This is a genomic window from Candidatus Woesearchaeota archaeon, assembly GCA_018303425.1.
Taxonomy (GTDB): Archaea; Nanobdellota; Nanobdellia; order Woesearchaeales; family JAGVYF01; genus JAGVYF01.
Genome location: JAGVYF010000001.1, coordinates 25,227 through 46,505 on the forward strand (window position 1 = coordinate 25,227; position 21,279 = coordinate 46,505).

At 30.7% G+C, this 21,279-nt stretch carries 19 protein-coding genes; 7 read left to right on the forward strand and 12 right to left on the reverse strand.

Annotated elements, in window-relative coordinates; genetic code table 11:
- Position 1 precedes the first annotated feature (1 nt).
- A complete protein-coding gene (locus J4418_00115; protein ID MBS3112477.1) occupies positions 2-994 on the reverse strand; it encodes an NAD-dependent epimerase/dehydratase family protein in 993 nt (330 codons plus the stop codon).
- An 8-nt stretch (positions 995-1,002) separates the two neighbouring features.
- Entirely contained in the window at positions 1,003-2,325 is a 1,323-nt protein-coding gene (locus tag J4418_00120; GenBank protein ID MBS3112478.1) for a nucleotide sugar dehydrogenase, read from the reverse strand.
- A gap of 144 nt (positions 2,326-2,469) precedes the next feature.
- On the opposite strand from J4418_00120, the gene J4418_00125 reads away from it, so the two are divergent.
- Positions 2,470-3,894, forward strand: coding sequence for a flippase (locus J4418_00125; GenBank protein MBS3112479.1), 1,425 nt, complete (start codon positions 2,470-2,472; stop codon positions 3,892-3,894).
- Here J4418_00125 and sat read toward each other — a convergent pair.
- From sat to J4418_00140, 3 genes are read right to left on the reverse strand one after another with little or no spacing between them, the layout of a single operon-like run.
- A complete protein-coding gene (gene sat / locus J4418_00130) occupies positions 3,883-6,624 on the reverse strand; it encodes a sulfate adenylyltransferase (protein MBS3112480.1) in 2,742 nt (913 codons plus the stop codon). The two genes, J4418_00125 and sat, sit on opposite strands and share 12 nt — an antisense overlap.
- Entirely contained in the window at positions 6,617-8,020 is a 1,404-nt protein-coding gene (locus J4418_00135) for an alkaline phosphatase family protein (GenBank protein MBS3112481.1), read from the reverse strand. The genes sat and J4418_00135 overlap by 8 nt, the downstream gene beginning before the upstream one ends.
- A gap of 3 nt (positions 8,021-8,023) precedes the next feature.
- On the reverse strand, positions 8,024-8,260 hold the full coding sequence (locus tag J4418_00140) for a CopG family transcriptional regulator (GenBank protein ID MBS3112482.1): 237 nt from the start codon (positions 8,258-8,260) through the stop codon (positions 8,024-8,026).
- A 122-nt stretch (positions 8,261-8,382) separates the two neighbouring features.
- Here J4418_00140 and J4418_00145 point away from each other — a divergent pair, with 122 nt between their 5' ends.
- Positions 8,383-9,927, forward strand: coding sequence for an alkaline phosphatase family protein (locus tag J4418_00145; GenBank protein MBS3112483.1), 1,545 nt, complete (start codon positions 8,383-8,385; stop codon positions 9,925-9,927).
- Positions 9,924-10,649, forward strand: a complete 726-nt coding sequence (locus J4418_00150; GenBank protein MBS3112484.1) for a methyltransferase domain-containing protein — start codon at positions 9,924-9,926, stop codon at positions 10,647-10,649. Before J4418_00145 ends, J4418_00150 begins: the two co-directional genes overlap by 4 nt.
- Here J4418_00150 and J4418_00155 read toward each other — a convergent pair.
- Together J4418_00155 and J4418_00160 are read right to left on the reverse strand one after the other, a co-directional pair.
- On the reverse strand, positions 10,641-12,128 hold the full coding sequence (locus J4418_00155) for a sulfatase-like hydrolase/transferase (GenBank protein ID MBS3112485.1): 1,488 nt from the start codon (positions 12,126-12,128) through the stop codon (positions 10,641-10,643). The genes J4418_00150 and J4418_00155 overlap by 9 nt on opposite strands.
- Positions 12,112-13,260, reverse strand: coding sequence for a glycosyltransferase family 4 protein (locus J4418_00160; protein MBS3112486.1), 1,149 nt, complete (start codon positions 13,258-13,260; stop codon positions 12,112-12,114). The genes J4418_00155 and J4418_00160 overlap by 17 nt, the downstream gene beginning before the upstream one ends.
- A gap of 54 nt (positions 13,261-13,314) precedes the next feature.
- Between J4418_00160 and J4418_00165 the strand changes: the two genes are divergently transcribed.
- From J4418_00165 to J4418_00180, 4 genes are read left to right on the forward strand one after another with little or no spacing between them, the layout of a single operon-like run.
- Positions 13,315-14,418, forward strand: a complete 1,104-nt coding sequence (locus J4418_00165; GenBank protein ID MBS3112487.1) for a glycosyltransferase family 4 protein — start codon at positions 13,315-13,317, stop codon at positions 14,416-14,418.
- Positions 14,402-14,866, forward strand: coding sequence for an acyltransferase (locus tag J4418_00170; protein MBS3112488.1), 465 nt, complete (start codon positions 14,402-14,404; stop codon positions 14,864-14,866). The genes J4418_00165 and J4418_00170 overlap by 17 nt, the downstream gene beginning before the upstream one ends.
- 7 nt (positions 14,867-14,873) lie before the next feature.
- Positions 14,874-15,977, forward strand: a complete 1,104-nt coding sequence (locus J4418_00175) for a DegT/DnrJ/EryC1/StrS aminotransferase family protein (protein ID MBS3112489.1) — start codon at positions 14,874-14,876, stop codon at positions 15,975-15,977.
- The gene (locus tag J4418_00180; protein MBS3112490.1) at positions 15,968-17,026 is read left to right on the forward strand and encodes a GNAT family N-acetyltransferase; all 1,059 of its coding nucleotides are present in this window, start codon (positions 15,968-15,970) and stop codon (positions 17,024-17,026) included. The genes J4418_00175 and J4418_00180 overlap by 10 nt, the downstream gene beginning before the upstream one ends.
- A 1-nt stretch (position 17,027) precedes the next feature.
- On the opposite strand, the gene J4418_00185 is transcribed toward J4418_00180, so the two are convergent.
- The 5 genes from J4418_00185 to J4418_00205 all read right to left on the reverse strand — a co-directional run bounded on the left by J4418_00185 (position 17,028) and on the right by J4418_00205 (position 21,190).
- Positions 17,028-17,765, reverse strand: coding sequence for a polysaccharide deacetylase family protein (locus J4418_00185; GenBank protein ID MBS3112491.1), 738 nt, complete (start codon positions 17,763-17,765; stop codon positions 17,028-17,030).
- The gene (locus J4418_00190) at positions 17,762-18,091 is read right to left on the reverse strand and encodes a DUF2304 domain-containing protein (GenBank protein MBS3112492.1); all 330 of its coding nucleotides are present in this window, start codon (positions 18,089-18,091) and stop codon (positions 17,762-17,764) included. The genes J4418_00185 and J4418_00190 overlap by 4 nt, the downstream gene beginning before the upstream one ends.
- A gap of 5 nt (positions 18,092-18,096) precedes the next feature.
- Positions 18,097-18,756 (reverse strand): glycosyltransferase family 2 protein, encoded by a 660-nt coding sequence (locus J4418_00195; protein MBS3112493.1) that lies wholly within the window; start codon positions 18,754-18,756, stop codon positions 18,097-18,099.
- 2 nt (positions 18,757-18,758) lie between these two features.
- Positions 18,759-19,772 carry a glycosyl transferase family 4 gene (locus tag J4418_00200; GenBank protein ID MBS3112494.1) on the reverse strand — a complete coding sequence of 338 codons (1,014 nt, stop codon included), beginning with the start codon at positions 19,770-19,772 and terminating at the stop codon, positions 18,759-18,761.
- 74 nt (positions 19,773-19,846) lie between these two features.
- Positions 19,847-21,190: a UDP-glucose/GDP-mannose dehydrogenase family protein gene (locus J4418_00205; protein ID MBS3112495.1), complete on the reverse strand. Its 1,344-nt coding sequence runs from the start codon at positions 21,188-21,190 to the stop codon at positions 19,847-19,849.
- Positions 21,191-21,279: the final 89 nt, after the last annotated feature.

Here is a 21,279-nt window from a genome sequence, read left to right on the forward strand (position 1 = left end):
ATTAGATTACTTTATTTGATTTTTCAAAATCTTGCATATACCAGTTATAAATCTCTTTTAACCCTTCTTCCAGTGATACTTGCGGTTTAAACCCGGTTAATTGGTATAATAAAGTTGTATCAGGACAACGTCTTTGAACAGAACCTTGCGGCGCAGGAGATATTTCAAGAACTGGATTTACACCCGCAACTTTAAATAATTTTTTAGCCATGTCTAACATCGTTGTTTCTTCTTGGCTGTTTCCTATATGGATTACTCTAAAATTGGTATTTCTACTTTCCATAACCATTCTTGTTGCTTTTACACCATCACTTATATGACAAAATGCTCTTGTCTCTGAACCCCCTATTATTTTAAAAGGAGTTTCTTTATTTAATATTCTTAAAATGAATTCAGGCATAACATGGTCATAACCCATCCTGCTCCCATAAATATTATGATAACGAACAATACTCATATCAAAGTTATATTGGCGGGCATAATTAATAAATAATAATTCACTTAAAATTTTACTTCCGGCATATGACCAGCGGGGATTAAATACGTCTTCTATACATAGCGGCACATTTTCAGGGGTAGGAATTGGAATCCCAAATTGAGTCATAGTGCCCGCATAATTTTCACAAGAGGAAGTTAATAAAATTTTGTTGCATTTTGTTGTTATAAACCAATCTAAAATATTAAAAGAAGATAATGCATTAGCCTTTAATACCTGAACCGGAATCTTATAAAAATTTTTTGTCCCATTAATGGCTGCCAGATGATAAACCTGGTTATAATCTGTATCGAGTTTAGATAATTCAGATGGATTAGTCAAATCACATTTAATAAATGAAACATTATCTTTCTCTAATAATTGTTTTAAATCTTCATCTTCTTTACTTCTTGCAAAATTATCACAAAGCGTAACTTTATTATCCTTATTTTCCGCCAAGTGTTTACTTAGCGCAAACCCTATAAATCCTGCTCCTCCAGTAACTAATATTTTTGCCATTTATATCCTCAAATATTTTGATCTGCTCTGCCAATCCTATAGTATTTAATCCCGCTCCTTGCTTCTATTTGCTGATAATCATGCACATTTCCCCAGCAATCCACTATTAATTGGCCATTTTTAAGCTTATCATTCAAAATAACATGCATTAGTCTTGGGTGATTTGTCAAGAATAACACAACATCACAATCAGTAATATTATGATCAATATATTTGTTAATTTCTAAACCTTGAAATTCTTTTACCAATGGGTCATAACAAACATATTTAACATTTTTACCCATGGAATTTATAGAGTTCATTATTTTTAATGCAGGTGAACCTCTTAAATCGTCTGTTTCTGGAAAACCTTTGAATGCTAAACCAACTAACGCGATTTTATAACTTTCCTTGTTATTTTTTTCTATGTACTCTTTGACAAAATCTGCAACTCTTAATGTAGAAAAATGGCTTTGTGAAATACAACCATCCACCATCGGGGTTTTTACTCCTAATTTTTCTGCAGAATACTTAAATAAGTATGGGTCTTTTGATAAGCAAGGGCCATCTGCTCCAAGACCGGGTTTAAAAATATGAGTTCGGGAATATGAATTATTTACTGCGTTTACTACATTATCTGCATCAATACCTATTTTTTCACATAACTGTCCGATTTCATTTGCAAAACCAATATTGATTGCCCTATACATATTATCTATAAGTTTACACATCTCTGCAACTGCGGGAGAAGAGACAATTGTTGTTTTACCCCCTAATTTCTTGATTATAGCTTCTGCCTGTCTGCTACTTTCTTCATTTATACCTCCAATAATTTTAGGCAAAGAATAAAGTTCATGCAATACTTGTCCCTCAATAGTTCGCTCTGGACAAAAAACTAAATAAAAATCTTTTCCAGCTTTTAACCCTGATAATTCTTCTAGTTTGGGTTTAATTAAATGTTCAGTAGTACCTAAGACTAAAGTTGATTTAAATATTATAACTTGGCCTGTTCTTAAATTTTGTCCTATTTCTTGCACAACAGCATTAATTGCGGTATAATTTGGGAGATTATTCTCATCTACGGGAGTACCCACGGTTACAAAAATTCCATCTGCCCGTTTCAGCGCATCTGAAGAGTTAGTAGTGTATTCAATTTTATCTTTACATTCTTCTAAAGTCCCTGCTAACCCGGGTTCATAAAAAGGCAGTTTCATCTTTTTTAAATTTTCAATTTTGTTTTTATCAATATCTACACCTATGATATTAAATCCAACGTTTGCTAAAGTTGCGCTTAAAGGTAACCCTATATATCCCAATCCTAAAACTGCTAATATTTTATGTTGATATGACATAATACAACCCTTTTCGTGATACTTTCACAGCTTATTTAAATATTATTATCCTATAGTAATGAATTAATAATAAATAAATCTTATAGTGGCGAATCAGTAATAAATAAAGTTAATCTTATAAAGTAAGTTTAATAACTTTAATTCATGTCAGTCGCCAGAAGAATAGCCAAAAATACCTTTTCATTGACAGTGGGTGAATTAGTTAGTAAAGCTTTGCTTTTCTTTTTAACTGTGTTAATTGCGAGATATTTAGGCAGTGCTGGATTGGGCAATTATTCGTTCGCAATATCATTCACAGTTTTGTTTTATATGTTAGCTGACATGGGATTAAATAAATTAGCATTAAGAGATTTACCACGAGACAAAACTAAGCTTGGTCAATACTTTTACAATATCCTAACAATTAAATTTTTCTTATCAATCATCACATTCGTTGCAATAGTGCTTAGTATAAACTTAACCAACCAGCCATATGAAATCAAACTAATTGTATATCTCGCAGGTATTTATATGATAATTAGTGAGTCTATAGCAACATTATTCAGGAATGTTTTCGTTTCATTTGAACAGGTAGAATATGAAGCGCTTGTCACCATAATTGAAAAAATCTTAATTTTTGCACTTGGTTACATATCACTAATCAAGTCCCAAAGTTTATTTTGGCTATTTGTAATGTTTTTAATCGCAGGAATCATAAAAGCAATAATCGGTTTCATTATTATTATTTACAAGTTTAAACCTAAGTTCTCAATTAATTTTAAAGCCTTTTTACCTTTGATTAAAAATGCATTTCCATTTAGTTTAACTTATTTATTAGCAACAGTTTACATTAAAGTTGATATTACAATGTTAACTCTCATGAGAAATAGTACTGAAGTTGGCTGGTACACTGCAGCTGCTAACTTAATATTTGCTCTTGTTATAATTCCTGCTGTATTTATGAGAGCAGTATTTCCTAATATGACAAGATATTATAAAACTGATAAAACGGCATTTATAAGAAGCTGTAGATTGTCATTAAAATATCTAATAATAGTAGGCATGCCTATTTGCATTGGCGGCATAATAACCTCAAAACAGTTAATCAAATTAATATACGGAGAAGGATTTTCAGAATCAACAATTGCTTTCCAAATTTTACTTGTATTTTTATTTTTATATTTCATTAAATGGGCTTTAAACATTGCATTATATGCTGCAGATTTAGAGAAAAAAGTAGTGTGGTCATATTTAGTAGGACTTTTAGTTAATGTTGGACTTAATTTTATTTTAATCCCCATTTGGAGTTATATAGGGGCAGGAATTACAACAATTATTACTGAGATGATTGTAGTTACTGTAATCTATCACTACTTCATTACAAGAATCAGCAGATTAGTTATCCAAGACTATTTAATTAAACCATTAATAAGCGTAGCTATTATGGGATTTGTTATATACTTCCTAGATGAAGCCCCAATTTTGTTAACAATTCTGATAGGAGGAATTGTTTATACAATTTCAATTTTATTTTTAAAAACATTAGACAATGAAGATAAAAGATTAATCAGGCAAGTATTAAAAGTTTAAAAAAGATAAAATTTGTGAAACTGCATCTTCTATCTCGATATTGGTTGTATTTATAATTAGGTTGGCATTTTGCGGTGCCTCATAAGGGTTAGACTCGCTAAAACCAATTAAATTTGTAATCTCGCCATTCTTTGCTTTCTCATATAAACCTTTAACATCTCTTTTGGCGCATTCTTCTAAAGGGGTGCTAATAAATAATTCTATAAAATTTTCACCAATTAAGTTTCTTGCCATTTCCCTATTCTCTTTGTAAGGGGAGATAATCGGCACAAGAATAAAATCAAATTTTGACTCTTTTTGTTTACATAATTCTGCAATTAATTTATTATTCATATAGATGTCTTCTCTTGAAAATCCTAAACTTTTATGCAATGTATTTCGTATAACGTCCCCATCAATAATTTCGGTTTTTTTCCTTTCAGATTCCAATTTCTTTTTTAACTCTAAAGCAATGGTAGTTTTACCTGAACCGCTCAAACCTGTAAACCAAATAACTTTTGCATTCCTTTTAAATGAAACGAAAACTTCTTTATCTTCTTTAATAGCTTCAAGTAACATATTGGATATTTCAGGCCTCATAAACCATGAGGGGGGTTGAACATAATTTATTAACATATTTCTTGCTTGAGTTCCACTAATCTGAAGCTTATCTTCTTCAGTAAATTGCATTTCTTTTTCATGAATATGTGAATCTAATGATTTTGAATAAAACACTTTGTCATATATTATTGGCTGAATGCCCAGATCTGGAAATTTATCAAATATTTCATGAGATGCACGCGGGTGATAAAAATCTTTTACGCCCGTATGATCTCTCCCTACTATAAAATGACTACATCCAAAATTTTTTCTGCAAATTGCAGTGAATATTGCTTCTCTCGGACCGGCATACCTCGAAAATGTAGAAAATGTTCCAAATACAACTTTACCTTTAGGATAAATATTTGCCATTAGTTCATAACTTTTGATTATGAATTCTGAATTAAAATCCCCTTCTTTCTTTTGACCAATAATTGGATGAATAAATAAACCATCGGCATGTACTTTATACATCGCATCCATTTGCAAAAATTCGTGGCTTCTATGGATAGCATTCCTTGTATGAAAACCTACAATCTTACTCCAACCTTTTTCCTCAAATATTTTTCTTGCTTGAGAAGGAGTTAGTTCATATTCTTTAAATTTAGAAGGTTTTCTTTTAATTAGGGTAATTTTGCCTCCTACTAAATATTCATCCATTTTATTTAGCATAATTACTCCTGGATGTTCTATCGAAGTAGTTCCAAACCACTTAACTGCAATTTCATTTTTATTATAAGTATAAATCTCTTCAACATCAAACAATGCCACAACTTCATCTTCAAACATTAACCCCACTTGTTGACCCTGCAAAAGTTCATTCGCAGTTTGAGAATTAATATCAAACAAAATAGGTATGGTCCAAACGACCCCTGTTGAAAGTCTCATATTATTTAAAACAGAATCGAGCTCTTTTTGAGTCATGAATCCTTCTATGGGACTAAAAGCACCAATTGCAATTTGTTCTGCGTCCATATATTTATTTTCGTCAATTTTAATTTTGTATAAGCTATCAATATAATTTTGAGATAAAGCTTTCTTTAACATACGATTTACTAATCTGCCTCCGTGCGCTTTAACCAAGTTTCCTGCAATGGTCTCACTAGAAATATAATTTAATTCCTCCAATCTTTTTAAAACCGAATCGCCATTATCAATATCAATATTCGTTACTAATTCAGAATGCTCAACTAACTTAGCCAGCATTTTAACACATTCAAGAGGATATTTTCCTACTGCCGTTTCACCTGCCAGAACTAAACCTTTGGCACCATCCAAAATAGTGTTAATAACATCATTAGCTTCAGCCCTTGTTGGAGTTCTTTTTTCACTCATTGATTCTAGAAGGTTAGTTGCAACAAAAACCGGAATTTTAAAATTTGAAGCAGTTTTAATAATAATTTTTTGAGTTAAGGGAATACGTTCAATAGAGATTTCTTTTGATAAATCTCCTCTATCGATTAAAATAAAATCCGAAAGTTCAATAATTTCATTTAAATTCGCCAAAGCTTTTTTACTTTCCACTTTAGAGATTATTTTGACTTTATTTCCTAAAACCTTTTTAACTTCTTTAACATCATCACTTGAATTCATAAAAGAAGCAGCAACATACTTAATTCCGTTTTCGATAGAATATCTTAATATTTCTTTATCTTGTTCAGAAAGCGAGGGCAATTCTCTTTTAACACCATACCTATCAGTTACTACGACACTTTTATTTCTACCCATTACCCCCCCATTAACAACTTTTGCTCTAACTTTATCACCGATTATTTCTATTACTGAAAGAAGCAATGCATCAAAATCAATTGAAATCATATCTCCTGGCTCAAGTTGTTTTACCATTTCACTGGGCCAAAGATTAATCTCTTTATTGTTGCCTCTGATATTACAACCTGTAATTAATACATAATCACCCTCTTCAAAAGCAGCAACAGATTTTTCTAAATCCCCTGTTCTAACCTGGGCACCCGCAGTATCAATAATCAATGGAACACCAACTTGTTCGCACAATGGAATTGCTTTTTTGACATAATCTAATCCAACATGAGAAGTATTAATTCTTGCAAAAGTCATTCCGCTAGCTTTCATCTCCTGCAATATTTCAACAGTATCACAACTGGGGCCGAGTGTACAAACAATGTCAACCATTATTAATTATCCTTCCCCGAAAATCTTCAGATTTATTTATCCCAAATATTGATAAAATTGTCGGGGTTACATCGTATATGCTAATTTGGCCAATATCGCCCAAATTAGGAGTCGCTGGTCCTGCCATTACAAAAGTTCCCAATGGGGCATGTCCTGCATCATCACTTCCTGTTGTAGTCGCCCATGAATATAACCCTTCATTACCAACATCATTATTAACACCGCATTTGAGATTATCAAAATATATCATAATATCCGGTGATTCTTCTGCAAACTCACCATGATATATTTCCTGGGGCAAGTAAATTTTATTGTCCATTTTATTCCCATTATCATCCTTGATTAGTTTTAATTTGTCTGAAATTTCTTTCTGCAACAAATCATATTCTTCAAGTGTAACTATTCCTTCTGGCTCACGGCCTTCTAAATTGAAATATAATCTTGCAAAATATGCCCCCACTGAAAATACTCTAGTTTTTGACCAATCGATATTAGACATTTTTAGTTTGACTGGTTCAGTTAATTTTTGTTTTAAAACTAAATAGCCTTCTTTTATTAACCAGTCATTCATATTAAACCTGCAATTCATTTTATCCATCCCGTGGTCAGAAGAAACAATTATATTTACATCATCCGGCAATATTTCTAAAATCTTACCAAGTTGCGTATCTATATATTTAAAATAATCAATTAAAACCGTTTTGTATTTTGTATCTCCTTTATAATACCGGTGACTTTTATCTATATAACTCCAAAAATAATGTTCCAACCTATCTGAACCAATTAAAACACAGGTAATAAAATTCCATTGCTTATTTTTTATAGCATCAAAAACTAAATCAAAATTTTGCTTAGTCATCTTATAAACTTTTTCAATCAATTCATCTTTTCCTTCAGTTTTATAAGAAGCCAGACCTACATTAACATCAAACATATAATTCGGAATTTTTTGCTTAATTTCTTCAAGGTAAGATATGGGGTAAATACTTTTTTCATCTAAATCCGGAGCTAAAAAACCAGATACCAGATGACAATTAGGAAATTGTTTTTCAATGGGATATATTAAAGGCACATTTAATACAATGCTTTTTAAGTTATTTTTTGATAAAATTTCCCATATCATTTCTGTTCTTACATCTTTTGAGCTCACAAGTCTTGAAGCAGAATATGCAAAACCATCCCTAATTGTATAACTATAAACACCATGTTGACTTGGGTCCTTCCCTGAAAAAAGACTAGTCCAAGCAACGCAAGTTGAGGGGGGCACTGTAGTCTCAATTTTTGCGTATAAACCCCTTTGCATTAATTTTTTAAGATTAGGCAAATCTTTTAGCCACTCACCAAAAACATATTGCGGCGGGGCTCCATCAATCCCTAAAAGAAATAATTTAGTCATTTTTTAATCCAAATAGCCCAAACTTCTTAATCTCTCTTTAACTTTTTTTTCGTCTTCTTCTGAAAATGCTTCCTTCATTTCAGTTTTTTTTTCAACGGATTCGGCATTAGAAAGAACTTGTCTTAAAACATAAGTAACATAACTTGAAACTGAATTAAAGCCTGTTCCTTCCATCCTTTTTTTAATTTTATCTGCTAATACTTTTGGTACTGAGATAGTAGTTATATTTGATTCACTCATAATAATCCCCCCCATACTAATTACATTTAATTGTATTTAATTGATTTATATGATTTATTATTCTGCAAAATCTATTATCTTGTCCTATAATCTTTAAAAAAGCTTTAGAGAATAGGGGTATGATGAAAAAAAGACTAGCAGTATTTGGGATGGATGGATCTCGTTTGGATGTAGTAAAAAAATGGGTAGACATTGGGTATCTTCCAACAATTAAAAAAATTATTGAAAAGGGAGTGTCTGGAGAAATAAAAAGTTTACTGCCCGGACCGCATTCATTTTCGGCATGGACCTCCTTTGCAACAGGCACCAATCCGGGCAAACATGGTTTGTGTTACCCTGTTGTGCCTGATTTTAAAAACCAAAAGTTGCAATTCATTAACTCCACACATATAAAAAACAAAAAAATTTGGAACTATTTGTCAGAGGATGGTAAAGTTGTTGGAATAATGGATTTACCTATTCTCTATCCCGTAGAACCTTTAAACGGTATAATGGTTTCATCATGGGGTACGCCTGCACTTGAAAGTGAATATACTTATCCCGGTGATATTAAACATATAATGGACAATTTTGAAGCCGGAACAATTGCAAACTGCTATGAAAGATCAAATCAGGCTTTGAATAATTTATATCGGGCCACCAATCAAAAATTTAACTCAATTAAATGGTTTTTTAATAATTATGATTGGGATTTTTTTGCTAATGATTTTATTGAACCGGAACTATTGCATCATCTTTATTCACCTTATCTAGATATAACACATGAACAGTATAATCCCAATTATGAAACTATTATTCGGGATTACTATATAAAAATGGATAAATTCTTCGCAGAAATTCTTCAAATGTATCCCGAATTAAATATAATCATAATGTCAGATCACGGACATTGCGCAAATAAGGAATATGTTTATGTAAATAATATCTTAGCAAAATATGATTTTTTTTATAAAAGTAAAATCAATGTTTCTCAAAAAAATAAAGTTTATCATGGCATAATTAAACAGTTAACAAATTTATATCTCCAAATTCCCATTTCAGTCAAAAAAGAATTTAATAAATTAATTCCTAAATTTTTCGCGGATAAAGTAAAACACAAAAAAACATTAGACATTAATTGGGATAAAAGTATTGCATTTTGCTTACAATTAGGAATGGTATATATAAATCGGTCATATGGTGATATTCAAAATGGAAAAATAAGTGTAGAAGATACGACGCATAAAGTTTTTGAAGCATTAAAAAATGATGAAATTATGAAAACAAAAGTAAGAGGGCTCTATTTAAAAAAAGACCTGTTTAATGGGCAAAATCAAGATACGTTGCCGGATATAGTTATTGATTTTTATGATGATTACAAGATTAATACAGGAACGCCGGAAAATATTTTTAGTGAAAAGATTAAAAGTAATCAACCAACAAGCCACACAATGGATGCTATGTTTTTAGCTTATGGTCCAGAATTTAAAGAAGGCTTAAAAATTAAAGGCCGGAGTATAATGGACATAATGCCCACAATTATGCATTTTTTTAATTTACACATTCCTAAAGAAGTAGACGGGGTAATTATGAAAGAGATTTTTAAAAAATTTGAAGACAATAAAATAAAAGTCAAAGGGAGAGAAGAGTTAATACTGAATCAAGCAATAAAAGGAGTTAGGATATGACTTATTTAAAAAAAGAAATTAAATATCTTAAACAAATTTTAACACGAGAAGAAATAAAATACTATAATTTCCACAAAAAGAGATATTTAGACATATTACAATCCATTCATATTAATAAAAATGTTAAAATATTGGATTTGGGGTGCAGTAATGGGCATTTATTACTTATATTAAAAAAATTAGGAGCTGATGTGTGCGGGGTTGATTATACGGATAAGTGGAAAGAAAGATTCAAAAAATATGGAATTATGTTTAAAAAATGCAATATAGAGTCAGATCCCCTCCCGTATTTAGACGATACTTTTGATTATGTAATGATGAATGAGGTTATTGAACATCTGGTAAAAGAGATAAATTTACCAATTAAAGAATGTAAAAGGATATTAAAAAAAAATGGAAAATTGATTATATCTACGCCCAATGCATGTGAATTAGGCAAAAGGTTATTATTCTTATTGGGCAAGAATATTTATTGGGATATAAATACATTTTATGAGAGGGGAATTTATGAAAGGCATAATAGAGAATTCAGCATGGATGAATTAAAATTTATACTTAAAATAAATGGATTTTCAAAATTTAAAAGCAAATATCTTTCTTCATGGGAAGGGTTGAGACAAATTGAGAAAAATAATCCTTTAGCAACAATTATTTCAATGATTCAAAAAATATTTCCTAAATTTAGATCAAATCTTCTTATAATTGCGAATAAGTCAAATTAATTTTTCATATTCCCTTAATATTAAAACTAAAACCTTTCTTAAAAAAACCTTTGGTTGAGTTAAATAAGTTTTCCAATTGCTCTTGAAATTCCGAATCATATATTTATATGGCATTGGCTTTTTGATTAAATTAAAATTATAATCTATGTAGTAATAATTTTTACAATGTATTTTTTTAGGTTTAAACTGGTTTGTTAATGGAACTATTAAAATATCTGAAAAATCAGGTTTATCTGATAATTTAATCTCCGCCGCAGGGAATAGTAATTTAAATCCATTTAATACTACTGAATTAAACAAATTATTAGAACTTCTCAAAATAGATAAATGTTTAAATTTATTTTTTAAAAAAATAAATTTCAATTTTTCAGCCATAAATTCTGCATGAAAATTAAGTAAATCCTCTTCCTGATTAAAAAATTCATTTTTAAATTTAAAAATTAAGTTTTTATATATAATATTTGAAATTTGGTTAATTTTTTCATATGGATCTTTAACCATGTCGTAAAATTCAAAATTATTGTGTCCATTAGATTGTATGACCAATTTGTATTTTCCATTGTGCAGCGCCGTTTTTTTATTTTTTTGAAAATAATTCCTCGTATCAACACGGAAAAATCTTTTTGGGGACTTTACATTTTTCAAAGGCAATGGTTTTGAAAAATAAGGACACCCAAATGATGCATTAATCTCTAGATGATTTAATAAAGTGGGCGCAATGTCTAAAGTTGATACTGGAGTTGTAACTTTTAATCCTTTTTCGCACCCCGGATAAATTAGTATTAACGGCACTTTAATATTATCATTTGTTATAAATAAATCATGACCTTCTAAAGTTTTTTGTAGCCTTGTCCGGTTATTTTGCTTATCTTTTGAAGGCCAACCATGATCCGCCCATACAATTACAATTGAATTGTCCATATAACCCCTATTTTTTAAAAAATCAAACATCTTTTTTGCATCCGCTAAAGAATCATCACCTTTAATTGGAGTAAAAGAATATTGAAGATAAAGTAAAAAAGGATTACTTAATTTATTTTTAGCTAAAAGAGATTTAGTTAATCTATTGATTTCTTTGCTATTCCACATGTACTTATAATCTTTAACATTTTTAGGAAAATATTTTTTTTTAATTGGAAACATCATCTTTTTCAAATTTTTCCTGACCGGCAGATAGAACAAACTTGAATAAATCTTATATTTGCTAGACTTTAATAACTGAAAAAAGGGTTTAAATTTGGAATAATCAATTTGTAAATCTTCAAAAGATCTGGCAAAATACGAGGAAGGATAACCCACCATTACACTACTGATTGATAATACCGTGCTGGGAAAAGCGGTATAAGCATTAGTATATTCTATACCTTCCTTAGCCCATTCATCCAAATAATCCGGCCTATCTTTATAGTCCCCATATTCTTTTGTAGGTCTAATTCCATCCAGATGGAACCATATAATATTTTTATATTTCTTTTTCATTATAAATCCTTAATATGCTTTCGACATAAGCTCCGATATTCAATTCTCTTCTAACTTTTAATGGTTTACGCCTCTTAAAAATTTCTTTAGTCAATTCATTTTCGTCAAAAAAATTGCACACATTTTCTTTACCGGCAGTTTCAATAATACCCCCTTTATTATTTGCTATTAAGGGTTTCTTCATTGCCATTGCTTCTAATTGAACTCTACCCTGAGCTTCCAACCAAATAGACGGAAATGCAACTATATCGCATTCTGCATATTTTTTCATAACTTCTTCCTGAGATAGTTTACCGAAAAAGATAACTGAATCCCGAATATTTAATTTTTCACTCAATTTTTTTAAGTAGTTTTCATAACTACCTGTACCCACAATCCAAAGCTTTGCATTTTTTTTCTTTTGTAAAATTTTAGGCATTATCTTAATTAATAACTGAAATCCTTTATAGGGTTCTAATCTGCCAGGTCCTGCAAGAATAATAAAGCCTTTATTTTTGAGTTTAGGTTTTGGCTTCCAGTCAGGCATTGGATTATGTACAACTTCAATGTTAGTTCTTATTCTTGAATTATAAAGAACTTCTTTAACAAAATTTGTTAATGCAATTATTTTATCCGTAGAATTTAAAGCATTCCTTAAAACTTTTGCTCTCCCTTTAATAAACGGATAAATTAAATATGCTAAACTTGGATAACCAAATTGGTAATTTGCTTCTCTTTTCAAACAATTTAAATAACGTGTATTCAAACAGTTATGATAAAGCTTTCCCTGATTTTGGCATATAGGCAAATTACAAACAAATCTTAAATCTCTAACTGTGGCAATAACTTTCAATTTTAATTTTTTTGCAGCAAGAACCGTTGCGGGAAGTATCATTAAATCCTGGACATGCACAATATCAAACCCTTTTCCGCACAGTTGATTGTAAATATATCTGCTGATATAAACATCTAATAGATTAGTGTTTAATAAAAACGCTCTTAAATATGTAGGTATGCTCTGTAAAAGGGAGTTTAGAGTTATTACTTTAACTTGATTTTTAGTCTTGTTTAAACCTTCAACAAGCAAATTAGTACTTACTTCTGCACCGCCGATATTCTCTCCGAAGTATGTTGAAACAATAGCAATTTTCATTATGCAGAGAATCTCCATTATCTTTATAAATATAGCGTCAATCCATGCAATAAGATGAAAATTCTAGAAACACCGGCATATTTTCTGCCGCACATTGGGGGTATTGAATCAGTCGTATATAGTTTAAGTAAGGAGTGGATTAAACTTAAGCATAAAGTTAAAATTATTACATCATCAATAGGTTCAGATAAAACCAAAGAAATTATGGAAGATATAAAAGTAGGAAGAATCAAATCATTTACATTTATTCAGGACGCAATTGCACCTCTTTTACCATTTTCATTGCATTCCGCAGATATTGCCCATATTCATCATCCGCATCCTTATTGGATGTTTGTATGCGCATCATACTTCAGAATTAAAAAAGTCCCTTATGTTGTGCACATGCACGGCAAAGAGATTGTTTACACCGGTTGGAAAAAATGGATTGCTATATTTTATAATTACTTTTTTCTTGATTTTATTCTTAGAAGATCTGAAAAAATTATTAGCCATACAATCAAAGTAATACCGCAATCTCAATATCTTCGGAAATATAAAAATAAAATTGTCTGCATACCTCATGGAACTGATTTAATGCATTTTAAAAAAATTAAAAGAAGCAATTTCATATTTAGTGTAGGAATTCGTGATTATAAAAGGCTCGATATTTTAATTAGATCTATGCCGTTAATTCTTAAAAAGGTAAAAACTCGGCTTGTAATAGCGGGGAAAGGGAAAGAAAAGGATAAACTTGAAAAGCTTATTGAAAAATTAGGTTTACAGGAAGAAGTAATATTTTTAGGTTATATAACTGAAGGACAGAAATATGGATTATATCAAAAAGCGGGAGTGTTTATTCTTCCTTCACCCACAATAATGGAAAGTTTTGGCACTGTTGCATTTGAAGCATTATCAATGAAATGTCCAACAATTGTAACTTCTGGCGCAGGAATTTCAGAGATATTTGAAAAAGAAAAAATCGGAATTATTGTGCAGCCATACAAAATTACTGAACTTGCAGAACAAATTGTTAAATTACTTAAAAATAAAAAACTCGCAAATGAAATCGGAGAAAAAGGTTACAAGGTTATAGAAAAAAAATATCAATGGAAACATATTGCTAAAAAATATATTGAAATTTTTGAAGAGGTAATTAAAAATGCACGCGCCAATTAGGAGATATCATCAAAATATTTTGAAAGTTTTAAGAAACAAACTGTTGCATTTGATTGCAAGAAATACAATAAGTAATAGATTAAGGATATTTTTATTTAGATTATCGGGAGCAAAAATCGCAAAGAGTTCATTTATAGGGATAGAAACATTTCTTGATGATCAATTTCCGCAATATATTAAAATTGGGAAAGGATGTGTGCTCTCATTCAGAGTAAACTTAGTTGTGCATGATATGTCAGGTTACTTGAAACCGATAACATTTAAAAGAAACAGTTATGCCGGTTGCGCATCTACAATTTTACCGGGCGTAATTGTCGGAGAAAACTCGTTTATTGCGGCAGGTTCAGTAGTAACAAAAGATGTGCCACCGAATACAATAGTTGCAGGCGTGCCTGCTAGAGTGATTAAACAAACTGAACCGAGGCATAATGTTAAAGTATTTAAATAAGACTAAAATGTTAATCCCTCATCAAAAATTGAATATACGGACAAAAGATATTCTCAAGGGCAGTGTTAACTATCTTAACAATTCAAAACTCAATCTATCATCTTTAAAAAAGTATGTGCATCATAAACATTTACATTGGGCGGGCTCAGCAAGATTTGCAATAACCCAAACACTACAAAGTATATCGCCCAAGGGAGGGTTAAGAGTTGGGTTACCTGCATTTACGTGCAAGGTTATAGCTGATTCAATTAAAAATGCCAACTGTAGTCCTGCATTTTATGATTCAAGTATAATCTCCGGTTACAAGCATATCAAAGAAATAATCTCTGATATTGATGCGCTTTTATTGCCCCATAATATGGGCTTTGTTTCAGAGCTTGATAAAATACAAAAATTATGCCGAAAGAATAATGTTGAATTTATTGAAGATTGCGCGCAGGCATTAGGAGCAACATATAACAATCAGTTAGCTGGAAGTTTTGCTGATAGGTCTGTGTATAGCTTTAACATGAGCAAAGGTTTTTTTTTAGGGGGACTTATCGCCAGTAATTACAAACTAATAAATATAAGTTCTCATGGCAGGTTGAACGGGAAATGCTATCCTATTAAAGAAATAGCGAAAGCAACAGCGCAAGGAATAATTAGTGGACCTTTTTTTAATAAAAATATTTTTTCAGTGACAAATAAATTTCTTAAAACGGAATTACATAAAAAACATTTGGCTTTACCCTATAAAATGCCAAAATATGCGCAATATATAATTGCAGAACAATTAAAGAGCTATCATGAAATCTTAAAATTACGTAAGCGGAATGCCGAAATTTGTATGAGCGAGCTTGAAGGAATTGCTGACTTTGTTAAACCTTTAAAAAATTCTTCCCCCTCATGGTTATACTTTGTACTGCTTGATAAAAATAGAGCCAAATTAAGAAAAGCATTGTTAAAAGAAAATGTAGATATAGTACCTTCATACACGTTTTATGATTTAACAAGAAAGTCTGAAATTGCAACAATGACTTCTGAGAGACAAGCTATATTTTCTTTGCATAGGCCGACTTCAGAAATAGAATATATTGTGAAAAAAATTAAAAAGGTGAAGAGATGGATTTAATCGAACTTCAAACAGATGATCCGCATTGGGCCGAATTTTTAGAAGGACATGAACACCAAGTCTTTCATAGACCTGAATATAAACAATTTATCGAAGAGACATTTCAGAATACAAAAGCGCATTATTTTGCAATCGCTGATAAAAAGATTAAAATAATTTTCCCTCTATTCTATGTAGATCAGCCATGGTTAAGAAAAATATTCTTCTCACCTTTTTTTGACATCTTCAAACCAAAACTAACATCTGCAGCATTTCATGACTTCGGTGGACCGATTGGAGAATTAAAACCTGAATACATGATTAAATTATTTAACCATATTAAAGAAACATATTCTATTGATAATGTAGAAATAAAAGATAATAATCCTCTTTTCAATAAATTAGTTAAAAGAAAAGATTACCGCAAATTTGTAATCTCACTAGAGAATAAAGAACAAGTTTGGAGAAATATTCAAAAGTCTAAAAGAAAAGCTGTTAAAAAAGCACAAAGGGAAGGAATCACTACACGAGAAGTTCAAAAAAAAGAAATAAACAAACTTTACAAAACATACTTGGAAAATATGCGGGCATTTGGCGAACTCCCATATCCAAAAAGATACTTCATTAATTTTTATGAAAACTTTATTGAGAAAGGACTAGGTAAATGTTTTGGTGCATATTACGGAAACAAACTAGTCTCAGTTTTATTAGGATATACAGTTAAGGACAATGTACACATAGTTATAGCAGTCTCTGAAAAAAAGTACCTCGAGCTTAGGCCAAACGATGCAGTGCACTGGCAATTCATTGAATGGGCTTGCGACAATGGTTACAAATATTTTGATTTCGGTAGAACTCGCCCCGAATCAGGACAATATGACTATAAACGTAAATGGGGTGGGAAAATAGAAGAATTAACAACAAATTATTTACCTATCAAAACAAAGAATATACCTACTATTGATCCAACTAACCCTAAATATCAACTATTTATTAAAATAGAACAACATCTGCCTCTTTGGTTTACTAAATACATTAGTTCATGGTTCAGAGAAGGGTTAGGTATGTAACTTAAATAATCCACTTCTTAATAAACTCATCACAACTAATCCAGTTTGCATTAGAATTCTCAACCATTGAAGTAAACATTTTCCATGCTTTCTTACCTTGATTACGTGAATAAAGCTTTTTTACAAGCCAATTTATCTGATTATGAGGCCGCTTGGATAAAAACTCACAAGGATGCAGATAAAACATGTATGGTAATTTAAATAATTTAGATGCCGGATAAAATAATCTATAATAAGGCAACCCAGATGATAAAAACTTACCTACAAAATTTGACATAGGCAACTCAATGATCCCATTTCTCCAATGGGGCTTAATGTTAACTAAAAGATTATTATAACGCCCCGGAAAAAATGAGCTAATAGAAGAATCATACTTATACCCATTTTCTTTGAGTGATTTATATAAAGTGTTTGGATACATAAAATAAGGCGCGCGAAATCCTTTACATTTAATTCCTAACTTCTCAATAGCTAACTTAGACTTTCGTAACTGATAATCTAAACTATTTTCATTAATGTATGAATGATCATAACCATGAGACGCAACCTCATGAGACTTAGAAATTTTCTTAACTAGTTTAGGATACTTCTCAGCAATTTCACCAATAACAAAAAATGTTGCAGTTATATTGTTTTCCGAGAAATAATCTAACAATTTTGGAACTATAACTTTCAAACTTTTATCTTCTTTACTTTCAAAATCATACTCTAAATCAATTGTCAGAATTTTATCTATCATTTTAATTGTTTCAATGCAACAGATTTAACTATTTTTTTAAGTTTACATTGCTGGACTCTTAATAATTTAAACAAATAAAAAACAATTGCAATCATAAACATAAATCCCGCGATTGTAAATAATTCAACTGCGCTTCTAACACTAAAAGCCTGAACAAAAATGTCGAGAGTTCTTGGGAATACAACTCCCAGTAAAAAGAATAGCCAAACGGGGATCCAAATTAATAGATCCGCAAATTGTATTTCTTTCCTGCGATAAAATAATAAAGTTACATATATCATCACAAGCCCAAAAATTATTCCCAAACTCTGCAGCCATATTAGCATTTAATTCACCCAAAAATTCTCCAATAAACCATCATGGAAAATATTTTTATTCCGTCAAAAACAGTAGTTCCCTTAACTTTATTTAAATATATTGTTTCAATTGGAATTTGACCAACTTTAAGTTTATGTTTTCTTGCTTTAGCCAGCATTTCAGTTTCAACTGAATAACCTTCTGAATTCCATTTAATTTTATTATAAATCTCGGTTTTAATCGCTCTTAATCCATTTGAAAAATCTGCGATATTTGAATTATAAAGGAAATTAAAGCTTGAACGTAAAAACTTGTTTCCAAATCTCAATATAAATGGCATACTCTTATTAAATTTACGGACACCTGTAACCAATTGGTAATTTCCTTGATTAATTTTGTTTAATAAAGGGACAATATCTTTAGGGTCATGCTGTAAATCTGCGTCTATAAATACAACAATGGTTGCGCCTTTTTTCAGTGCAGCTTCAAAACCTGTTGACATTGCCAATCCTTTGCCCATGTTAACGATATGTTTTAGCCTAAAATCGGCAGTTGAAGAATTTTTAAAAGTTTCATCAATACTGCCATCGTCAACAACAATTACTTCATCAACATATTTTTTTGTTTCCTTTATCACTTCTTTAATATGAAGTTCTTCATTATATGCAGGTATTACTGCAATTATTTTTTTCATGTTTAAAAAATTCCGATTTTATAAGTAACACTATAAATTACAATCGCTGATAAACCAATTTCAAACAAAAATAAAACCCTGACTAGATCCTTTTCAAATATTTCAATGTTTAGTTTATTAAATGTGTAAATAATCAAATGTTCCAAAGCATATATTTTTTTATAAGGTTGTAATAATGAACCATTAGGCAAAAGTTTTGCAAAACTTTCTTTTTGCATCAGTCCTCTTAATTTTAAAGGAAATTGAATAAAATAGGGAATAAATAAAAATAATGCAATTTTTTCCATGTTACCTGCAATTGCAACACTTGCAATTAATGCGCCCACTGAATAGGTTAAAGTATCACCTGGAAAAATTCTTGCGGGGTGACGATTAAACAAATAAAGCGCAATTAAACTCGAAAACATACAAAGCGCAACCACTGCAACCCATCCGGTTCTTGTAAACCACGCAATGTAACCCATTGTAAATAAAATTATTGCGCCCATTCCTGTTTCTAATCCGTTATAGCCTGCTAACATATTAAAGCCATTAGATGCGCCCACAATGCCTATAGGGATAAATAAAAAAGGGTATATATATGTTAAATCTACAATACCTAACAAAGGCAGGGAAACTTTTGAATATCCGGCATTAACAACAACCATAGGTAACGCTGCAAAAAACGTAAGCAGTGGTTTTTGCCATTGCCTTAATCCTATTTTCCAACCTAATATATCATCTATAATACCAATTATAGAAATTGTTAAAATTGTTGATAATAATGCCAATATCTGCAAATTTGTTTGGGGTGCATCAAGATAATAAGTATTAATTGCTATAAATAATAATACGCCCGCCATAAATCCAATTAAAACTGGAACTCCTCCCATTTCAGCAACATTTTTAGGATTTAGTTTGTGCATATCAATTCCAACTAAACCTGCTTTTCTTGCTCTCCTAATCCATCCAGGGGTAACTAATAAAGTAATCAAGAAACTTACAACAAAACATAAGATTAAAAAAGATTGGACCATCAAATATAGATTTATAATTGACTTTATAAATATTATAGAGTCCGAAAAACAATGTTTATCGAATATGTTCTATTTTATTGGATTACGCCAATACCATACCATTTAATACCTATTTGTTTGAGAGATTCCTTATACTTGTCATAAAGATTTCTAAAATCAAAAATAACTGGTTCTGTTAATGGTTCCAATATACATTTTAATGTATCAAAATCAGAAATTCTATAATCTGACCATTCTGTAAGTATAATAAACCCGTCGCATTTGTTTAATACTTCGTATTTATTCTCATAATAACTGATTTTATCACCGAAAATTGATTTAGCATTTTCCATTGCTTCGGGGTCATGAACTTTTATCTTTGCGCCTGCATTCAATAGTTTATTTATGACTGTAATTGATGATGAATCCCTCATGTCATCAGTATTAGCTTTGAAAGCCAAACCCCATATACCTAAAGTTTTACCTGCAACATTTCCCCTGTAATGATTAAATATTTTTTGTGCACACCATTCTTTTTGTTCTTCATTAGACTTAATCGTTCGTTCAATCTGGAGCATAGGAGAATTAAATTCTCTACCAGTTACTGCTAAAGCTTTTGTGTCTTTAGGAAAACAACTCCCGCCGTATCCAGGTCCGGGATACATAAATTTTGGACTTATCCTTGAATCAGTGCCCATGCCATGAGTTACTTCCCTAATATCTGCGCCAACTGCTTCAGCAAGTCTTGCAAGTTCATTTACAAAAGCAATTTTATTTGCGAGAAACGCATTTGCCCCATACTTTATCAATTCAGCGCTCTCAATTTTCTTTGTTATAATAATTGGATTACCATTTCGCGTCATAGGTTCATATAACTGCTGCATAATTTCTGCAGCTTTATTTCCTTCTGCGCCTATAACAACTCGGTCTGGATAAAGGAAATCTTTTACAGATGAACCTTCTCTTAAAAATTCAGGATTAGAAACAACATCGAATTCAATATTTATGCTTCTTTTTTGCAATTGTTGTTCTATGATTGCTTGAACTTTTTTACCAGTACCGACCGGCACAGTACTTTTATCTACGATTATTGAATATTCACAAATATATTTTCCAATTATTTCAGCAACTTTAAAAACATATTTTAAATCTGCTGAATCATTGATTTCATTTGTCGGAGTGCCCACGCAAATAAAATGTATCTTTGAATTTTTAATTGCATATTCACTATCTTGTGTAAATTCAATCATTCCATTGGCAAGGGTTTCATCTAACATTTCTTTTAAACCCGGTTCATAAATTGGAGGTACCCCTTGTTTTAATTTTTCAATGCGAATTGGATCAATATCAACACATATTACTTTATTGTTATGTTTAGCAAAACAAACACCTGCGATCAAGCCAACATAACCTGTCCCAAATATAGAAATTTTTGCCATAATAATCACATTAGTATAATAAAAATTTTAATTTGAAAATGACTTTAAAAATATTTATAGTCTTGAATATATTTTAAAAATATTAATTA